Origin of the sequence: Marinomonas sp. IMCC 4694 (assembly GCF_008122525.1) — a bacterium.
In the GTDB taxonomy this organism is placed as follows: domain Bacteria; phylum Pseudomonadota; class Gammaproteobacteria; order Pseudomonadales; family Marinomonadaceae; genus Marinomonas.
Genome location: NZ_VSRV01000001.1, coordinates 1,788,089 through 1,805,554, shown reverse-complemented (window position 1 = coordinate 1,805,554; position 17,466 = coordinate 1,788,089). Strand labels below are relative to the sequence as shown.

10 protein-coding genes are annotated in these 17,466 nt (G+C 44.2%); 5 read left to right on the top strand and 5 right to left on the bottom strand.

Going from position 1 to position 17,466, the window contains the following annotated elements; all coding sequences use genetic code 11:
- Nucleotides 1-135: 135 nt before the first annotated feature.
- The 3 genes from pta to nadC are packed head-to-tail and all read right to left on the bottom strand — an operon-like array spanning nucleotide 136 to nucleotide 4,324.
- Entirely contained in the window at nucleotides 136-2,235 is a 2,100-nt protein-coding gene (pta, locus tag FXV75_RS08180; RefSeq protein WP_148832394.1) for a phosphate acetyltransferase, read from the bottom strand.
- 50 nt (nucleotides 2,236-2,285) lie between these two features.
- Complete coding sequence (locus FXV75_RS08175; RefSeq protein WP_148832392.1) at nucleotides 2,286-3,473, bottom strand: acetate/propionate family kinase; 1,188 nt, start codon at nucleotides 3,471-3,473, stop codon at nucleotides 2,286-2,288.
- The gene (gene nadC, locus FXV75_RS08170; protein ID WP_148832390.1) at nucleotides 3,470-4,324 is read right to left on the bottom strand and encodes a carboxylating nicotinate-nucleotide diphosphorylase; all 855 of its coding nucleotides are present in this window, start codon (nucleotides 4,322-4,324) and stop codon (nucleotides 3,470-3,472) included. The genes FXV75_RS08175 and nadC overlap by 4 nt, the downstream gene beginning before the upstream one ends.
- 962 nt (nucleotides 4,325-5,286) lie before the next feature.
- On the opposite strand from nadC, the gene aceE reads away from it, so the two are divergent.
- Entirely contained in the window at nucleotides 5,287-7,953 is a 2,667-nt protein-coding gene (gene aceE, locus FXV75_RS08165) for a pyruvate dehydrogenase (acetyl-transferring), homodimeric type (RefSeq protein WP_148832388.1), read from the top strand.
- Between the two features lie 97 nt (nucleotides 7,954-8,050).
- The gene (aceF, locus tag FXV75_RS08160) at nucleotides 8,051-9,970 is read left to right on the top strand and encodes a dihydrolipoyllysine-residue acetyltransferase (protein WP_148832386.1); all 1,920 of its coding nucleotides are present in this window, start codon (nucleotides 8,051-8,053) and stop codon (nucleotides 9,968-9,970) included.
- A 111-nt stretch (nucleotides 9,971-10,081) separates the two neighbouring features.
- On the opposite strand, the gene FXV75_RS08155 is transcribed toward aceF, so the two are convergent.
- A complete protein-coding gene (locus FXV75_RS08155; protein ID WP_187424867.1) occupies nucleotides 10,082-11,734 on the bottom strand; it encodes a SulP family inorganic anion transporter in 1,653 nt (550 codons plus the stop codon).
- Between the two features lie 124 nt (nucleotides 11,735-11,858).
- A complete protein-coding gene (gene rne, locus FXV75_RS08150) occupies nucleotides 11,859-15,035 on the bottom strand; it encodes a ribonuclease E (protein ID WP_148832384.1) in 3,177 nt (1,058 codons plus the stop codon).
- 456 nt (nucleotides 15,036-15,491) lie between these two features.
- Here rne and rluC point away from each other — a divergent pair, with 456 nt between their 5' ends.
- From rluC to tnpB, 3 genes are all read left to right on the top strand, one after another.
- Complete coding sequence (rluC, locus tag FXV75_RS08145) at nucleotides 15,492-16,469, top strand: 23S rRNA pseudouridine(955/2504/2580) synthase RluC (protein WP_148832383.1); 978 nt, start codon at nucleotides 15,492-15,494, stop codon at nucleotides 16,467-16,469.
- A gap of 361 nt (nucleotides 16,470-16,830) precedes the next feature.
- Nucleotides 16,831-17,115 carry an IS66 family insertion sequence element accessory protein TnpA gene (gene tnpA / locus FXV75_RS08140; protein WP_148831031.1) on the top strand — a complete coding sequence of 95 codons (285 nt, stop codon included), beginning with the start codon at nucleotides 16,831-16,833 and terminating at the stop codon, nucleotides 17,113-17,115.
- Nucleotides 17,115-17,459, top strand: coding sequence for an IS66 family insertion sequence element accessory protein TnpB (gene tnpB, locus FXV75_RS08135; protein WP_148831032.1), 345 nt, complete (start codon nucleotides 17,115-17,117; stop codon nucleotides 17,457-17,459). Before tnpA ends, tnpB begins: the two co-directional genes overlap by 1 nt.
- The last annotated feature ends 7 nt before the right edge of the window (nucleotides 17,460-17,466 follow it).

Genomic DNA, 17,466 nt, shown 5'->3' with positions numbered 1-17,466 from the left:
GGCCACCTATCTTAAGATTGTTAATTGATATTAATAGGCAATCTTTGATATGTCCAATGCCTTAACCAATGAATCAGGTACTCATTTCATTGGTTAAGGCCGACCTATGGTTGTCTAATGAAACAAAATTTTGCACTAAGGTTGGCTGAGTTTGCCGGCTTGGATGGCGGTAATTGCGATGGTATAAACAATGTCATCAACCAAGGCACCACGAGACAAATCGTTAACCGGTTTACGTATACCTTGCAGCATTGGACCGATGCTCACAACATCAGCACTCCGTTGCACCGCTTTGTAGGTGGTATTACCTGTATTTAGGTCAGGGAAAATAAACACGGTCGCTTTGCCCGCTACTTTGCTGTTGGGTGCTTTTTGTTTGGCAACCTTTTCCATGATGGCGGCGTCGTATTGCAAAGGTCCATCAATCAAGAGGTCAGGACGACGTTTTTGAGCTATGGCGGTGGCGTCTCTCACTTTATCCACATCGTTACCGGTCCCAGAACCCCCCGTACTATAGCTAATCATGGCGACTTTGGGGGTAATGCCAAAAGCTGCTGCAGAGTCGGCACTTTGGATCGCAATTTCAGCAAGCTGCTCAGCAGTAGGGTCTGGATTGATTGCGCAATCACCATACACTAATACTTGATCTGGTAAACACATAAAGAATACGGAAGACACTAGGCTTGCGTTGGCAGATGTTTTAATTAATTGCAGGGCGGGTCGAATGGTATTGGCGGTCGTGTGGTTTGCGCCAGAAACTAACCCATCGACGTCGCCTACTTGAAGCATCATTGTACCCAATACAACATTGTCATCGAGTTGCTCACGAGCAACGATGTCGGTTAGGCCACGACTTTTTCTTAGTTCTACCATGGGGGTCACATAGCGCTCTCGAATGCTGCTAGGATCGAGTATTTCAACGCCATGGCTTAATTCAATGCCATTATTTTGAGCAATTCTTAGAATTTCCGTCTCATTGCCAAGCAATGTGCAGCGGGCAATACCACGTTCAGCGCAAATAGACGCCGCTTGAATAGTACGGATTTCCTCGCCTTCAGGAAGAATGATGCGTTTATTCAATGAGCGAGCAAGCTCGATTAAGCGAAAACGAAAGGCGGGAGGGGATAGTTTTCTTTCTTCTTGATTTAGGGCAAACGAATTAATCCAATCGTGATCAATGCATCGAGCGATGTGTTCTTTTACCATGAGCACACGCTCTTTGTCGTCAAGAGGGATTTCTTGGTTAAACGATTGCATATTGATAACGGTTTCCCAGCTGTTTGACTCAACAGAAAGGATAGGCAAACCTTTTGCCATGGCTTTACCGCAAAGTGCCAACAGCGCCTCGCTGGGCTGGTAACCACCAGTGACGACCAAGGCGGCAATTTTAATGTCATTTAGGGCTGCAATGGCAGTCGCCATAATAATGTCAGTTCTGTCTCCAGGTGTGAAAACTAAGACCCCAGGACGAAGGGCCTCAAGCATGTTTTCAACGCCTCGAGCACAAAGAGTATAGGATTGGACGCGACGAGATTCGATTTCACCCGCATTAATAATGCGAGCACCAAGAAAGTCAGCGACATCTTTTACCCGTGGATGAGTGAGCTCATCGGCTTTGGGTATCTGACCCAGTAAGCTGAAATTACGTTTAAATATGCTTCTTTGTGCAAACAGATCGCCGTACGATTTAACGCCCAACGATCCTGGGGAGGTTTTATTAAGAATGCAGCCAATGACATCACTGGCTTTAATTCCACCATAAGACCCAGCGGCAATTTCTACGTGATGTTCAAGCTCGTTTACCCGCATATCGTTGGGAGCTGTGACTAAGACCAAGCCTGCGTCTAGTGTTCGAGCAATGGCTTTGTTTAATCTTGTGGCGTACGGGTGTCCTGCAATTTGTGCAAGACCCTCAACGATGACGGTGGAATCGGGTTCAACGCTAGCTTGAAAACGCCCGACAATTTCTTCCATGAGTTCATCAATGTTGTCATTGTACAAATAGCGTTCTGCCTCGTGTAATGGGATCGGTTCAACGGGTGTCAGCATTGATCCCTGCGCTACCATAGCCGTTGATTTATCCGGTCCTTTGTCACCAGGTTGTGGCTGCGCGATTGGCTTAAAAAAACTGGCTTTTAGTCCTTGTTGTTCCAACGCTCGAACCAAACCCACTGAAACTGAGGTTAGACCGACACCGGGGCCGGTGGGAACGGTCATAAGTACATTTATTGACATATCAGATGAATCCTAATTGAGTCCATTATTGATGGCTTTAAGGTCGTTTATTATCGAATTAATTGTAGTGCGTCCAGCGCGATCATAAGCTCTTCGTTTGTTGGTATGATCCAAGTCTGTGGGTGACTGTCCGAAGCGCTTATGTTTGAAACGTCACCGCGAGGAGCGTTTTGGTTTAATTGGGAATCGATGCAGATATTAAAAACACGCAAATGCGAGCAAATAAGGTCTCGTAAATAGGGTGAGTTTTCACCAATTCCCCCAGTGAAAATTACATGATCGACCTTATCAAGTGTTGTTGCTGAACTGGCTAAATGTTTCGCAGTGCGCACAGCAAACATGTCTAATGCAAGCTTGGCTTTCGAGTCACCCAAGAGCATCGCTTCTTCGAGAGTTCGGCAATCGTTGGATAATTCAGAAATGCCCAGCAAGCCACTTTTTTTGTTTAATAAACTTAAGGCTTTCTCTGAATTGATGTTATCAGCTTGGCCAATAAAAGCCACTAAACTTGGATCGACGCTACCGGATCGTGTCCCCATCATAAGACCTTCTAATGGAGTGATGCCCATACTCGTATCAGAGGATTGGCCGTTGTTTACAGCACAAACACTAGCGCCGTTGCCTAAGTGCGCAATCAGCACGCCTTGTCGGTGACTGTTAGGTACTATGCTGGAAAAGAAATGACTAATGTATCGGTAGCTGGTGCCATGAAAGCCGTATTTACGAAAATGATGATCACGATAGAATCTCATCGGAATAGGGTAAAGGTAGTGTTCAGGCAATAACGTTTGATGAAACGCCGTATCAAACACGGCGATTTGAGGCAAGCCTGGGAAAAGTTCAAATGCAACCTCGATGCCCTTAGCGTGGGCAGGATTATGGAGTGGTGCGAATTTAGCGCATTCGTTAATGCCATCGATTACTTCCTGGTTAATGAGAACTGATCGACTGAAGGTTTCCCCCCCATGAACCACACGATGACCAACCCCTACTAATGTCCGCTTAATATCATTATGCTGGTCTAACCACTGTTTTATGTGAGTGACCACGCTTTTGTGGCTACCTTCATCAAGTGTGGTTTGTGTTTTTTGTCCCTGATGTTTAAAAGTAATAGTACTTTGATTTGTGTTTAACCTGTCTGCCATGCCTTCGACTAAAGTGACTGTTCCTTCGTCGCTTAGTACGGCAAACTTCAAAGATGAGCTACCACAATTAATCACTAATATACTTTGTTTCATAAAGCTTCCTTGACGACGCGCAAAGACAAGTCTATGGCTTTGATATGTTTGGTCAGTGCACCAATTGATACGAAATCAACGCCCGATTCAGCGACTTTTAATAACCTGTGTTTATCCATATTGCCAGAGGCTTCAAACTTGGCTTTGCCTTTAAAGTCAGATACGGCTTTTGTCATGTCTTCATAAGAAAAGTTATCAAGCATAATAATATCGGCCCCCGCGGCGACGGCAGCAGCGACTTCGTTGAGGTTTTCGGTTTCCACTTCAATGATCTTGCCTGGGGCAATGTGTTGAGCCATTTGAACCGCATTTTCAATCGAGCCTGCGGCCATAATGTGGTTTTCTTTGATTAAAAAGGCATCAAATAATCCCATTCGGTGATTTTTACCACCGCCAACCGTTACGGCATACTTTTGTGCTTGTCGTAGGCCTGGAAGCGTCTTTCTCGTATCGAGAATTGTAAGTTGAGTCTGCGACACCATATCGCTGTATTGTTTTGTAATGGTGGCGGTATAAGACAAGGTTTGTAAAAAATTAAGCGCGGTTCTTTCGCCGGTTAAGATGCTTCTAGCGTGCCCTTCGAGGGTTAAAAAAGGGCGGTTTATTTCAAGTAAGTCGCCATCTTGATCATGCCACGTAAGGGTAACTTTATCGCCAAGTTGAGCAAACACTTCGTTTACCCAAGCCTGCCCGCACAAAATGGCACTTTCTCGGCTAATAACGGTCGCTTTGATTAGATGGTTGTCTGGTATAAGTTGAGCGGTTATGTCTTCAGCTCCAACATCTTCCTTTAAAGCGAAAGTGACTTGTGATTGGATGTGCTCGAGCAAAAGAGCGTTCAGAGGAATCATGAAGTGTCCTAATGTTCCATTAAATTTAGAGGAATATTGTAACTCTATATTAGTAGTGCGTCAGCGCTGTTTTATGACATTTGTAAATTTACGTTAACTGACTTTTATAGGTAAGCCTAAGCAACATCAAAAAAAACTAGTTGCTCTCATATTGCGGGACAAGTGCTACCTTCACTATGACATAATGTGGTGAGGTTGAGGGTAAAAGTACGCCGTATGTTGTCAATTCCCGTCGAGATTTGTATGTAATTTAGTCAAACATAAAAGAGTGTAGTGGTCGTATTGGCACCAGCGTGTGTTTTTTTGTGAAAATCAATGGCATTTGTATACGCTACACAAACTCATCATTTTATGGTTTTAGTGTATTTTTAGCCTGATTTTGTGATGTGTCATAGCGTTTAATGTTGTTTTTCTGGCGAATTTAGAGATATTTACCATTTGAAGCGCTGTGTTATGCCTTCAATCTTGAGGGGAGTGGCTAGTCGATCACTTGATTAGGTGTTAATCTACTGCCTAAATTGAATAGCATAAGATCAAAAATGACAAACGCTGTGACTGCAAAATGTCACTGAGTCAGATCTTAAATGATTAACAATGCGTATGTTTTACGTGTTTGAATGTATTTGAATTTTTATGTGCTTTTAGTAAAGCTAGTAGCACATAAAAACTTGATGTTGGGTTTGTTGAACCAAACCCAAATTGGAAGCGAACCAACTAGGTACCCTAGTGGTCGATACAGTGGAACGAACATCAGAATAATAATAACGTCCATTAAATCAGTGATCCAGAATCCTTAATAGTAAATGAAGGTAAGCTTCTGTGATCATCTGCTGTCGGCTGGAGCGTATGATAATAATGCATACATGTTTCTATGGTTTGTTTAAGTAGCCTTCAAGGCTTAATTACACACAATGTCCTTGATAGGTTAACTATCTGTTCTAATAGCGGGAGTTATTAACACGATGACTGAGCAGCATATTCTCGAAGACATCGATCCAATTGAAACGAAAGAGTGGATCGATGCGCTTGAGTCTGTCCTTCGCGAAGAAGGTCCTGATCGCGCGCAATATATTTTAAATCGTTTATCGAATGAAGCTACGAAAGCTGGCACATCACTGCCATCGTCTATCACGACGGCGTACCGGAATACAATTGCTCCTGAAAATGAGAAGCCGTTGCCGGGTGATGTGTTTATGGAGCGTCGTATACGCTCTATAATTCGTTGGAACGCATTGGCGATGGTAATGAAGGCAAACCGTGTTGATTCAACACTTGGTGGCCACATTACAAGCTTCTCTTCTGCAGCAACGCTTTATGATATCGGTTTTAACCACTTTTTCCGTGGTAATGACGGTAAACAGCAAGCGGATATGGTTTTTTTCCAAGGCCACATCTCTCCAGGTATTTACGCTCGTTCATACATTGAAGGTCGTTTGACTGATGAACAGCTGGATAACTTCCGTCGTGAAGTTGATGGTAAAGGTATCTCTTCTTACCCTCACCCTTGGTTAATGCCTGATTATTGGCAGTTTCCAACGGTTTCTATGGGTCTTGGGCCATTACAGGCCATTTACCAAGCACACGTAATGAAGTACCAGCATAGCCGTGGTCTTATTGATCAAGGTGACCGTAAAGTATGGGCGTTCCTTGGCGATGGTGAGTGTGATGAGCCAGAATCTTTGGGTGCTATCGCCCTTGCGGGGCGTGAAAATCTAGACAACCTTATTTTCGTGATCAACTGTAACCTGCAGCGCCTTGATGGCCCTGTTCGTGGTAACAGTAAAATTGTTCAGGAACTTGAAGGTGTATTCCGTGGCGCTGGCTGGAATGTCGTTAAGTGCTTATGGGGCCGTCATTGGGATCCTCTATTTGCGAAAGATCACAACGGTTTGCTTGTTAAACGTATGAACGAGGTTTGCGATGGTGAACTTCAGAACTACAAAGCAAATGGTGGTGCCTATACTCGTGAACATTTCTTCGGGAAATACCCAGAGTTACTAGAAATGGTCAAAGACATGACCGACGATGAGATTATGAATCTTAATCGCGGTGGACATGACCCTTACAAAGTTTACGCAGCGTATTCCGAAGCAACTTCTCATAAAGGTCAACCGACTGTTATCTTGGCGCAAACCGTTAAAGGTTACGGCATGTTTAAAGCGGCTGAAGCGCAAAACACGGCGCATCAAACTAAGAAGTTAGATGAAGAGTCACTTGCTCAGTTCCGTGATAAATTCGGTATTCCTATTAGTGATGAAGAGCTAAAAGACTTACCGTATTACAAACCGGCTGAAGACAGCCCAGAAATGCAATACATGAGGTCTCGTCGTAAAGAATTACACGGTGCTTTCCCGATTCGTAATCACGATTGTGAAGCCCTTGAAGTGCCTTCTTTGGAAGCCTTCAAAGCTCAAATTGCGGGAACAAAAGGGCGCGAGATTTCTACAACTATGGCGTTTGTGCGTGCACTGAATGTTATGGTTAAGGATAAAGAAATTGGTAAACGTGTCGTTCCAATCGTTGCTGATGAAGCACGCACGTTTGGTATGGAAGGTATGTTCCGTCAGTTGGGTATTTACTCATCTGAAGGTCAGCGTTACACGCCTCATGACCATACTCAGATCATGTATTACAAAGAGTCTTCTGACGGACAGATCCTTCAGGAAGGTATCAATGAGCCGGGTGCGTTTTCTGCATGGTTAGCATTGGCTACCTCTTATGCAAACAGCGCTCTTCCAATGATTCCTGTTTACATCTATTACTCTATGTTTGGTTTCCAACGTATTGGTGACTTGGCTTGGGCCGCTGGTGATTCACAGGCTCGTGGATTCTTAATTGGTGCAACTGCAGGCCGCACTACGCTTAATGGTGAAGGCTTGCAACATGAAGATGGCCATTCCCATATTCAAGCGGGTCTTATCCCTAACTGCATATCTTATGATCCGACTTACTCATACGAAGTGGCTGTCATTGTTCAAGATGGTTTGCGCCGTATGTATCAGGATAAAGAGAGTGTTTTCTATTACCTAACCGTAATGAATGAAAACTACACTCACGAAGATATGCCTGAAGGTGTTGAAGACGGCATCATTAAAGGAATGTACAAGCTTAAGTCTCATGAGAAGAAAGCCAATAAGAAACAAGTACAATTACTTGGTTCTGGCGTTATTCTTCGTGAAGTAGAAGCGGCTGCAGAAATTCTATTTAATGATTTCGGTGTGAACTCTGACATTTGGAGTGTGACATCGTTTAATGAGTTGCGTCGTGAAGGTCTTGATGCAAGTCGTTGGTCAATGCTTCATCCAGAAGATAAGCCTCGTCAATCTTATGTAGAATCTTGCTTGGATGGCAAAGGTCCAGTGATTGCCTCTACGGATCATATCAAATTATTCGCCGATCAGATTCGTCCATTTATTAAAGGTACATACAATGTACTCGGTACGGATGGTTTTGGCCGCAGTGATACTCGTGCTCAACTACGTCACTTCTTCGAAGTAAACCGTTATTGGGTGGTGGTTTCTGCTTTAAGCGCACTAGCGCAAGACGGTGTGATTGACGCCTCTGTTGTTAGCGGAGCAATTACTAAGTTTGGTTTAGATCCTGAAAAACCAAACCCCGTCACTTGCTAATTACCTGACAAGCTAGGTGTCTGGTTTAGTCTGTTTTTAAGGCTAAACTAGATACGTTTTAAAGTCTGATGCGTCTAACAAGATAAAGGAGATTTCTGTGAGTACTGAAATCATTCGAGTACCTGATATTGGTGGTGCGACTGATGTCGAGATTATCGAGATCAGTATTAAGGTTGGTGATGTGATTGAAGTTGACCAATCTATTATTGTTTTAGAAACTGATAAAGCGTCCATGGATGTGCCATCTTCTATGGCGGGTACGGTAAAAAGTATCTCTATAAAATTAGGCGATAAAGTATCTGAAGGTGACGAAGTTCTTGTCATTGAAGTTGAGAGTGCTGAATCACCTGTGGCAGACGTCACTACAGAGACAACGGCACCAGCAGATGTCACTGTTGCGCCTAGCATTACAGCAGAGCCCACTGAAAACAAAGTTTCTGTGCCAGATATTGGTGGCGCAACGGACGTTGAAGTCATTGAAATTTGCGTGTCTGAAGGCGATACAGTTAAAGAGGGCGACTCTATAATTGTATTAGAAACAGATAAAGCTTCCATGGATATTCCTTCACCCTTTACGGGTAAGGTTGGAAAGATATCTATTAAAATTGGTGACACCGTCTCCGAAGGTGCTGACATTTTAGTAATTGTTTCCGAGTCTAGTGCGCCTGTTGCGAGAGTGACAGACGTGCCGAAACAAAAAGAGACTCCTGCAGTTGTTGCAGCACCAATTGCTGGTGGTGTTGAAACGGTTAATGTCCCTGATATCGGCGGCGCAGAAGGCGTTGAAGTTATCGAGGTAGCGGTTTCGGTCGGCGATAAAGTTTCAGAAGGCGATTCTATTATTGTTCTGGAAACAGACAAGGCTTCTATGGAAATCCCTGCGCCGAAATCAGGAACCGTCAAATCTGTTTCGATTAAAGTGGGTGACAAGGTCTCGGAAGGTCATGCTGTTCTTGAGTTGGAAGTAGAGGGTCAAGCTGCACTGGTAGTGGCGCCTGCGGTTGCCGAGAAATCAGCGACTCCAGTGTCCCAAGCACCTAAAGTGGAAGCGGCTAAAACTGAGGCTCCAGCAGATCAGTCTGCGGTTTTATCAAGACCATCGACGAAAGTGCATGCTGGACCGGCTGTTCGTATGCTTGCTCGTGAATTGGGTGTTGCTTTACCTCTAGTTCGTGCAACAGGCCCTCGTGGTCGGATCACAAAACAAGATTTGCATGCTTATGTAAAAGCGGCTGTGCAAAAGGCAGAGTCTGCTCCAGTTTTTTCTGGCATCAGTGGTACTGGCTTACCAACCGTTCCTGATCAAGACTTTAGTAAGTTTGGCTCTATTGATATCGTAAAAATGAGTAAAATCCAACGTATGACGGCCCAGAACATGGTTCGTAATGCCTTGGTTGTTCCACAAGTTACTCAGTTTGATAAAGCAGACATTACGGACCTAGAAGATTTCCGTAAAGGCTTGAAAGCGGAAATGGAGAAGCAAGGTGTGAAGCTAACGCCTTTGCCATTCCTAATAAAAGCGGTTGCTCAAGCGATGGTTGCTAACCCAAGCTTTAATGTGTCTTTAATGGCAGATGGCGAAAGCTACGTTCAAAAAGGATATGTTCACATTGGTGTTGCTGTCGATTCGCCTGTAGGTCTAGTTGTGCCTGTTTTGCGTGATGCTGACAAAAAATCCATTGTGCAAATTGCTCAAGAAATCAATGTCTTGATTAAAAAAGCGATGGACAAGCAGCTTAAACCAGCTGATATGCAAGGTGGTTGTTTTACTATTTCAAGTTTGGGTGCGATTGGCGGAACGGGTTTCACCCCTATCGTTAACTGCCCCGAGGTGGGTATTCTTGGCGTCTCTAAAGCCGATGTTGAGCCACGCTGGAATGGCAAAGAGTTTGAACCTCGGACTATGTTGCCTCTGTGTTTGTCTTACGATCACAGAGCGGTGAATGGTGGTGATGCGGGCAGATTCATGACCTTCTTAAATTCACTGTTGAGTGATGTGCGCCGCTTATCTCTTTAATGACTTGCTATACTCATTAAATGAGTTAAGAAAATAAGTTAGATAACTAAAAAGCCGCTTTTGAAGCGGCTTTTTTTATGATCAAAATTCCGTGAATAAAATGCGCCGCGCTTAATCATTAGGTAGGTTATTAACGGCTTCCATTAGCGCTGACTTTCGTGAATCACAAAACGCATTGTGGGGTAGGCGAGTAAGAACTCCTAGCTTTTCCAGTCGTTCCGTTGTTTGTCCATTTGGGCTGAAGATATAAACAGCACAATTTGCTTCTATTGCGTCTTTTATAGCGTTTTCAAGCGCGAGGCTAATGGTTAAATCCATCATAGGAACAGCGCTTAAATCTAATACCACCGCTTTATAGTTGCGAATGCGATTGTGATGTTTGGCGATGGCTTTACTGGCGCCAAAAATCATTGGTCCTGACAGATAGAACAGTAATACTTTTCCATCGGCTTGGTCTAGTAATGCTTTTTCGTCATCGGTAAGTGGTATATCGTCGTCGGCGTCGCTAATGGCTTTAACGTTGCCAGATTGCAAGCGGCTGAGCTTTTCGATAGTGATAATATTGGCAATAAACACACCAATCCCCACGGCTACCATTAGATCGACAAAGACGGTTAACGCCATTACGCCATACATGATGATGGTGGGTACAAGTGCAATTTTATGAGCGCGCTTTAAAAAACTCCAATCGAGAATATTGATACCAACATAGAGCGCAATACCCGCCAAGACAGCCATAGGAATAGGGCTAATCAAGGTCGATGCGCCTAGTACCACAATAAGTAAAATAACAGCTCTTGTAATGGCAGCGAGTGGTGATTTGCCTCCCGATTGGATGTTTACTACGGTTCCCATTGTCGCCCCCGCTCCTGGCAGTCCACCTAGCAAACCAGAGAAAAAATTTGCCGTCCCTTGACCAATTAATTCACGATTCGAGTCATGTTCTTTGCGCGTTAAGCTATCGGCAATAACAGCGGTTAACAAGGTGTCAATACAGCCAAGCGTTCCAAGCACCAACCCATCTATGATCATCTCGATAAAAACGGTACTTTCGAAATGGGGCCAATGGATAGAGGGCAAACCTGATGGTATGAATCCAATACGACGAATGTCAGAGTCATTAAACAAAACGATGGATACTAGGCTAATAGAAACAAGCGCTACTAGTTGTGGTGGTACGTAACGTCGCCATTTTTTAGGTAAATAGAATAGTACAGCAAGCGTTAGAGTACCTAATAACAGCTCAGAGAATTTCAAATCATCAATTAATTCGGGCAGTGCAGAAAGTGTTCCAAGTACTCCGCCTGGAGGGGAGGCTTGACCTAAAAAAGGCGCTAACTGTAGGATAATAAGTATTACACCTATTCCAGACATAAAGCCAGAAATCACACTGTAAGGCATTAAGGTGATGTATTTACCGAGTTTTAAATACCCTAGGGTGATCTGAAATAAGCCTGCAATCATGACCACGGTAAACGCCATGGCGACTCCACTTTCTGGGTTGTTTGCCATCATGCTCGTCAGAACAGCGGTCATAATGACCGTCATGGGGCCCGTTGGCTCCGAGATTAAACTCGTTGAGCCGCCAAATACAGCTGCAAAAAAACCGACCAGAATAGCGCCCCATAACCCAGCTTCAGCCCCCGCACCTGAGGCTACACCAAAGGCTAGAGCGAGAGGCAATGACACAATGGCTGTGGTCGCTCCGCCAAATAAATCGCCAACGAGGGACCAATCTTTAAAGCGTGAAAAATCGATGATCATTATGATTTACCTATTCGTTATCTATGTTCGTATAAATTGGCTAAGGCAGTATGGATCTCATTTGTTTGCAAAAGAGCCCGCATAAGGCGGGCTCTTTGTTTATCGTTTTTATCTCAAGGCTAAATTACTCTGCATCGCTGCCTAGGGAGGAATCAGCAGTACGGTCTAGTCGAGGGTCATTCTTTACCCGTCCACTAGATGCCCGTCGTCGAGTGGACGCCGCGTTACGCTTTTCTTCTTGTTCAAGTCGAAGCTTTTCTTGCTGGGCTAAAATGGCGGGGGGCAAATCGACAGCGGTTTTTGCTTCAGCTGCAGACTTAATGGCGGGCTTTCCACGCCCACGACGAGGTGCTCTAGAAGGGCGTTCTGTGCTGCTTGTTTCATCAGACGTTACCTCGCTAACGACAGTTTGTTGCTCTGATTCGATCGGTAAAACAGTAGAATCTAATGCGCCAAGGTCTGCTGAGTCTGTTATGACTTCTGCGCTTTTATCTTGAGCAACATCTTCTGCAGTTGTCTCTGGTGCAGATTGTATTACAGATACGCCGGCCGTGCTTTCATTACTGTCTTGTGAAGAGGGCAAGATTTCTGGTTCAACAACGGAGTTTTCAATTATCTCATTAGTTGTTGACACATCATCTTCTACAGACCCAGTAGAATCCTCTTTGACTGGTTGCTCGGACAATGGTTGCTCTTTCAGTGGTTCAATCTGACTTACAGGTTCAGCTGCGATCGATTCCACAATGACAACTTGTGTCTTTTCAACCTCTGGTGCCGCTTGAGTTGATTCTTTTTCAACCACTTTATCTTCTTCTCGTTTTACCACGTCATCGTGTGTAGTGGTTTTATTCTTTTGCGTATCTATTTCAACATCTGACTTGAGGTCTGATGGAGTCGCCGCAACGGCTTCGCTACTTTTTTCCGTTACCGCAGGGGTAGGATCTTTGGCATCAGCTGTTGCATCAGCAGATGAGGCACTGACTATTTCTTCAGGAACGCTAGCCTCGATGTTCTCTTGTTGTTCGCTTACCTCATCTTTTTGCGGACGACGAGAGCGCCTTGAACGACGAGAACGACGTTGTGGTTCATCTGAGTGATTGCTTGATTCAGAATCGGCTGTGTTTTTAGCCGTCTCCAAAGCTGCAATGTCTTCCTGCTCTTGAACTTTAACTGCTTCTTGCGCTTCATCTTTCAATTTGCCATTACGACGACGATTATCATTGCGCTCTCGTTTACGTTCTTTCACCTCAGGAACGTCTTTCTGAGGCTGTCGAGGCGCTGCCTTCACCGCAGCTTCTTGCTTCTCAGGTCTTGCTTCAGAGGAATCAGAGCGATTGCCTCGATTATTGTGACGACGGCTGTTAGTGTTGCCCGTTGTGTTTGTAACTTCCTCGGCTTGTTCACGACGAGATTGACGTGTGGAGCGTTGTTTCTCCGTTGTTGAATTGTCACGATCAGCGTGCTGATGTTTAACATGTCGCTTGTTGCGGTTAGTGCGAGGTGGTGTTTTGTTCTCCGTGTCATTATCTGGTGCTTTGTTTGACGCTGTACTTACTTTACTAGGTGTTTTTGGTGCAGCTTTAGGCTGATCTTCACCAAATAGTGCTGTCATAATGCGCTTAAATAAGCTCGGTTTGGTATTCACCGTTTCAATCATTTTAGGTTCGACAGCGGAAACGGTAGCCGCTTCTGGAGCGGGTGCTTTTGGAGCAATGCTCGTTACTGCGGCTTGTGGGCGAACATTTTCGCTGGCTTTACGTGGCTCGTAAGGAGGCTGTTCTGGTGTATTAATCAAGGAATAGCTGTTTTCATTTTGCATCACGACTGTGCTGTCATCACGAATACGCTCCACTTCAAAATGTGGTGTTTCCATGTGTGGGTTTGGCACAAGAATGATATGAACATTGTTGCGTTTTTCAATTTTTGCAATATTCGTACGTTTTTCGTTTAGCAAGAAAGTGGCAACTGAAACCGGCAGCACAGCACGTATTTGTGAAGTCCGTTCTTTGGAGCATTCTTCCTCTATCAATCTAAGAACAGACAGTGCTAACGATTCAACGTCGCGAATAAATCCTTGCCCATTACAACGAGGGCAAACGATACCGCTGGTTTCACCTAAAGAAGGGCGTAGGCGTTGACGGGACATTTCCAGCAAGCCGAAGCGTGAAATTCGGCCAATTTGCACGCGGGCTCTGTCGGCTTCAAGCGCATTTTTCATGCGATTTTCCACTTCTTTTTGATTGCGTGCAGGTGTCATATCAATGAAGTCGATGACAACCAAACCACCAATATCTCGAAGTCGTAACTGTCGAGCAATTTCATCGGCCGCTTCTAAGTTAGTTTGCAATGCTGTCTCTTCGATATCGCCGCCCTTTGTTGCACGGGCCGAGTTAATATCAATGGAGACAAGCGCTTCTGTTGGGTCGATAACAATAGAACCACCAGAAGGGAGTCGAACTTCACGTTGAAAAGCCGTTTCAATTTGAGTTTCAATTTGAAAGCGGTTAAACAATGGCGTGGCATCCGTATACATTTTGATACGAGATTTGAAGTGAGGCATGACTTGCATGACGAAATTAATGGCGTCTTGGTAGGCACTTTTTTCATCTATTAGAACTTCGCCGATGTCTTCACGAAGGTAGTCGCGTATTGCACGTATAACAATGTTACTTTCTTGGTAAATCAAGAACGGCGCGGGTTTTTCAGAGGCAGCTTTGGTAATCGAGTTCCAAAGAGTGTCGAGGTAATCTAGGTCCCACTGAAGTTCTTCTGTGGAACGGCCTACGCCTGCGGTACGGACAATAAGACCGCCGTTTTCTGGTGTGTTTAAGCCGGACATCGCTTCTTTTAAGTGCGAGCGGTCGTCACCGTCAATACGACGAGAAATACCACCAGCGCGGGGGTTGTTTGGCATCAATACCAAATAACGCCCAGCTAAGCTGACGAAGGTCGTTAATGCAGCTCCTTTGTTGCCGCGCTCTTCTTTATCCACTTGTACTATGACTTCTTGGCCTTCGCTTAACACATCTTTGATGTTAATTCGGCCGTCATGGTTGGATTTTTTTGAAAAGTACGTTTTAGAGATTTCTTTGAGAGGGAGGAAACCGTGGCGATCGGCGCCAAAATCAACAAATGCCGCTTCTAAACTCGGTTCAATACGAGTGATGCGGCCTTTGTAAATATTGGATTTCTTTTGTTCGCGTGAACCGGATTCGATGTCAAGATCATATAGGCGCTGTCCATCTACTAGGGCGACGCGCAACTCTTCTTGTTGAGTTGCATTAATAAGCATTCTAATCATTGTATGTGTGAACTCTGTTGGCTGAAACGAAAGAGTCACTGCGGTGATAGGGTAACCATTAATAAATCTGACTCAGAATTAGAGTAAGTCATTCAGTTTTTCGGGCGAGAAGTGAACACGTTTCGTTTTTTAAACGCTTTTATGTGGCCGCTGCCTAGATTAATACCAAATTGTCTCTTTAACCGGTCTCGTTCTTGCTTTTTTTACGAAACAACGCGAACGCGTGATCAAGCAATATAATGAGAGTTCCTTCCACTGAAGCGAATTTTTCCGAATCATGCGGTTTATTATTTAAGATTAACTGTTACAGAGGTAAGATAAGGGCCAAAGTGTCGCTTTGGTAATTGTCATCAATGTTTGCATCTTATCTTCGAGGTGTTTTGTTGTCTCTTATCCTCTGTGAATGTGAATATAACAGTAAAAACTAAGTGCTTCAATTATAAAGGAAACCAATCTTTGCTTAAGTCTGACACAGAACAAAATTCAGCAGAGCGTCCAGCCGTTCGTTACGTCACAATTGACGAGAATAACACGGGGCAGCGAATCGATAATTTTTTGGTCACTTTCCTCAAAGGCGTGCCAAAAGGAAAAATTTACAACTTGTTAAGAAAAGGTGAAATTCGCGTTAACAAGAAGCGCACAAAACCAGATTATCGTCTAGTAAATGACGATGTCGTGCGAATTGCGCCGATTGTTATCGCACCAGAATCGGATAAGCCAGTGTTGTCTGATCGTCTAAAAAACGAGATAGAATCACGCATTGTCTATGAAGACAAAGGCTTAATTGTGATTAATAAACCTTCTGGTTTGGCGGTTCATGGTGGTAGTGGCTTGAGTTTTGGTCTGGTGGAAGTTATCCGTCAAATGCGACCACTAGAAAAATTCATTGAACTTGTTCATCGATTAGATCGTGATACTTCAGGTCTTATCATGGTGGCGAAAAAACGTGCGGTTTTAAAAGAGTTGCATACCGCGTTACGTGAAAAAGAAGGGGTGCAAAAAACGTATTTGGCTTTGGTGTACGGCAGTTGGCCAAAGCGTAAACTGCAAGTCAATGCGCCCTTATTAAAAAATGAGCTTAAATCCGGTGAGCGCGTAGTTAAGGTGCACATGGATGGAAAAGAAAGTTTAACGCGATTTAAATTAGCCAGACAGTTTGATGGGTATAGTTTGGTTGAGTGTGAGCCAGTAACCGGACGTACCCATCAAATTCGTGTGCATGCGCAGTATGCGGGTTACCCAATTGTGGGGGATGACAAGTACGCACCCGATGAATCGCTAAAAGAAACAAAAGAGCTTGGTTTTAAGCGTTTGTGTCTGCACGCGACTCGATTGGACATTATTTTGAACGGTGAGCGTATGTTATTTGAAGCCCCTCTTGACAAAGAGTGGCAGCAGCTTATGAATGATAAGTTAACCGCTGTGTTCCCTTAACGACGTGTTTGGTGAGGTAGTGTTTTACTGGGTGTTCAGAAAACCAAAAGAGAAACCAAAAAAGCTTGCTTCGGTAAGCTTTTTTGTAAGTAGGTTGTATGCATTCTTGTTAATGTGATTTGCATCACCTTTCCATCGTCTTCAATCCATTATTATTGATTAATCGCTCTTCGAGGTGTTGATGGGTGTTTTTTGATAATGGAGAATTGTCTAATGAAGACCACTAGTGTTCGAACTGTCCCCAGGTTAGTCTCTGTTTTAGTAACGTAAGCGTTCATTCCACGCCGTTATTTCATCTCATCTTTTCTCACTCTAAACTGGGCTCCGTTTTCATCTCATAACCGATAACGGAGTCCTGCTCATGACCAAGCCTTATACCCGTCGTTCTTCTTCTGAATGGCAACAAATCATTGATGATCAAGCCGAGTCTGGCTTGTCCGCCCCTCAATACTGCAAACAACATCAAGTGCGTTACGCCAGTTTTAGCAAATGGCGTCAGCATTTTTCGGGAACGAAAACCTCGCCAGATTCTAGTCAATCAGACTTTATCGATCTCAGTCAGATGCCTGCTCTCTCAGGTACTGGACGTTGGAATATTACCTTGTGCTTAGGTGATGGTATTGAACTCCGATTGAGTCGTGACTGATGTTCCTGCCCGATCCCAATGCTAAAATTTGGCTCTACGCTAAACCTACCGATATGCGTAAGTCTTATTGTGGTTTGTTAGGGCTGATCAAACAGCACCTCAAGGAAAGCCCACTCATCGGGTATTTTGTGTTCATTAACCGCCGTAAAACGCAGATGAAAATCCTTTATTTTGAAGCCTCGGGTTACTGCATCTGGTGCAAACGACTGTCTCAGGGGCAGTTCAACTATGCGCCATCAGAAAACGATAAACACGCTCTCAGCACACTGGAATTACAGCATCTGTTGGCGGGCATAAAAGTCGAAAAATATCGTCAATTTAAGCGCTACAAACGCGCATCTTAAAGGGTTG

Bases quoted from the DNA above. Each gene is read 5' to 3' on its own strand.
- FXV75_RS08155 (WP_187424867.1), bottom strand. From the start codon at position 11,734: ATGATCATCGATTTTTCACGCTTTAAAGATTGGTCCCTCGTTGGCGAT.
- pta (WP_148832394.1), bottom strand. From the start codon at position 2,235: ATGTCAATAAATGTACTTATGACCGTTCCCACCGGCCCCGGTGTCGGT.
- FXV75_RS08175 (WP_148832392.1), bottom strand. From the start codon at position 3,473: ATGAAACAAAGTATATTAGTGATTAATTGTGGTAGCTCATCTTTGAAG.
- nadC (WP_148832390.1), bottom strand. From the start codon at position 4,324: ATGATTCCTCTGAACGCTCTTTTGCTCGAGCACATCCAATCACAAGTC.
- rne (WP_148832384.1), bottom strand. From the start codon at position 15,035: ATGATTAGAATGCTTATTAATGCAACTCAACAAGAAGAGTTGCGCGTC.
- tnpB (WP_148831032.1), top strand. From the start codon at position 17,115: ATGTTCCTGCCCGATCCCAATGCTAAAATTTGGCTCTACGCTAAACCT.
- aceE (WP_148832388.1), top strand. From the start codon at position 5,287: ATGACTGAGCAGCATATTCTCGAAGACATCGATCCAATTGAAACGAAA.
- tnpA (WP_148831031.1), top strand. From the start codon at position 16,831: ATGACCAAGCCTTATACCCGTCGTTCTTCTTCTGAATGGCAACAAATC.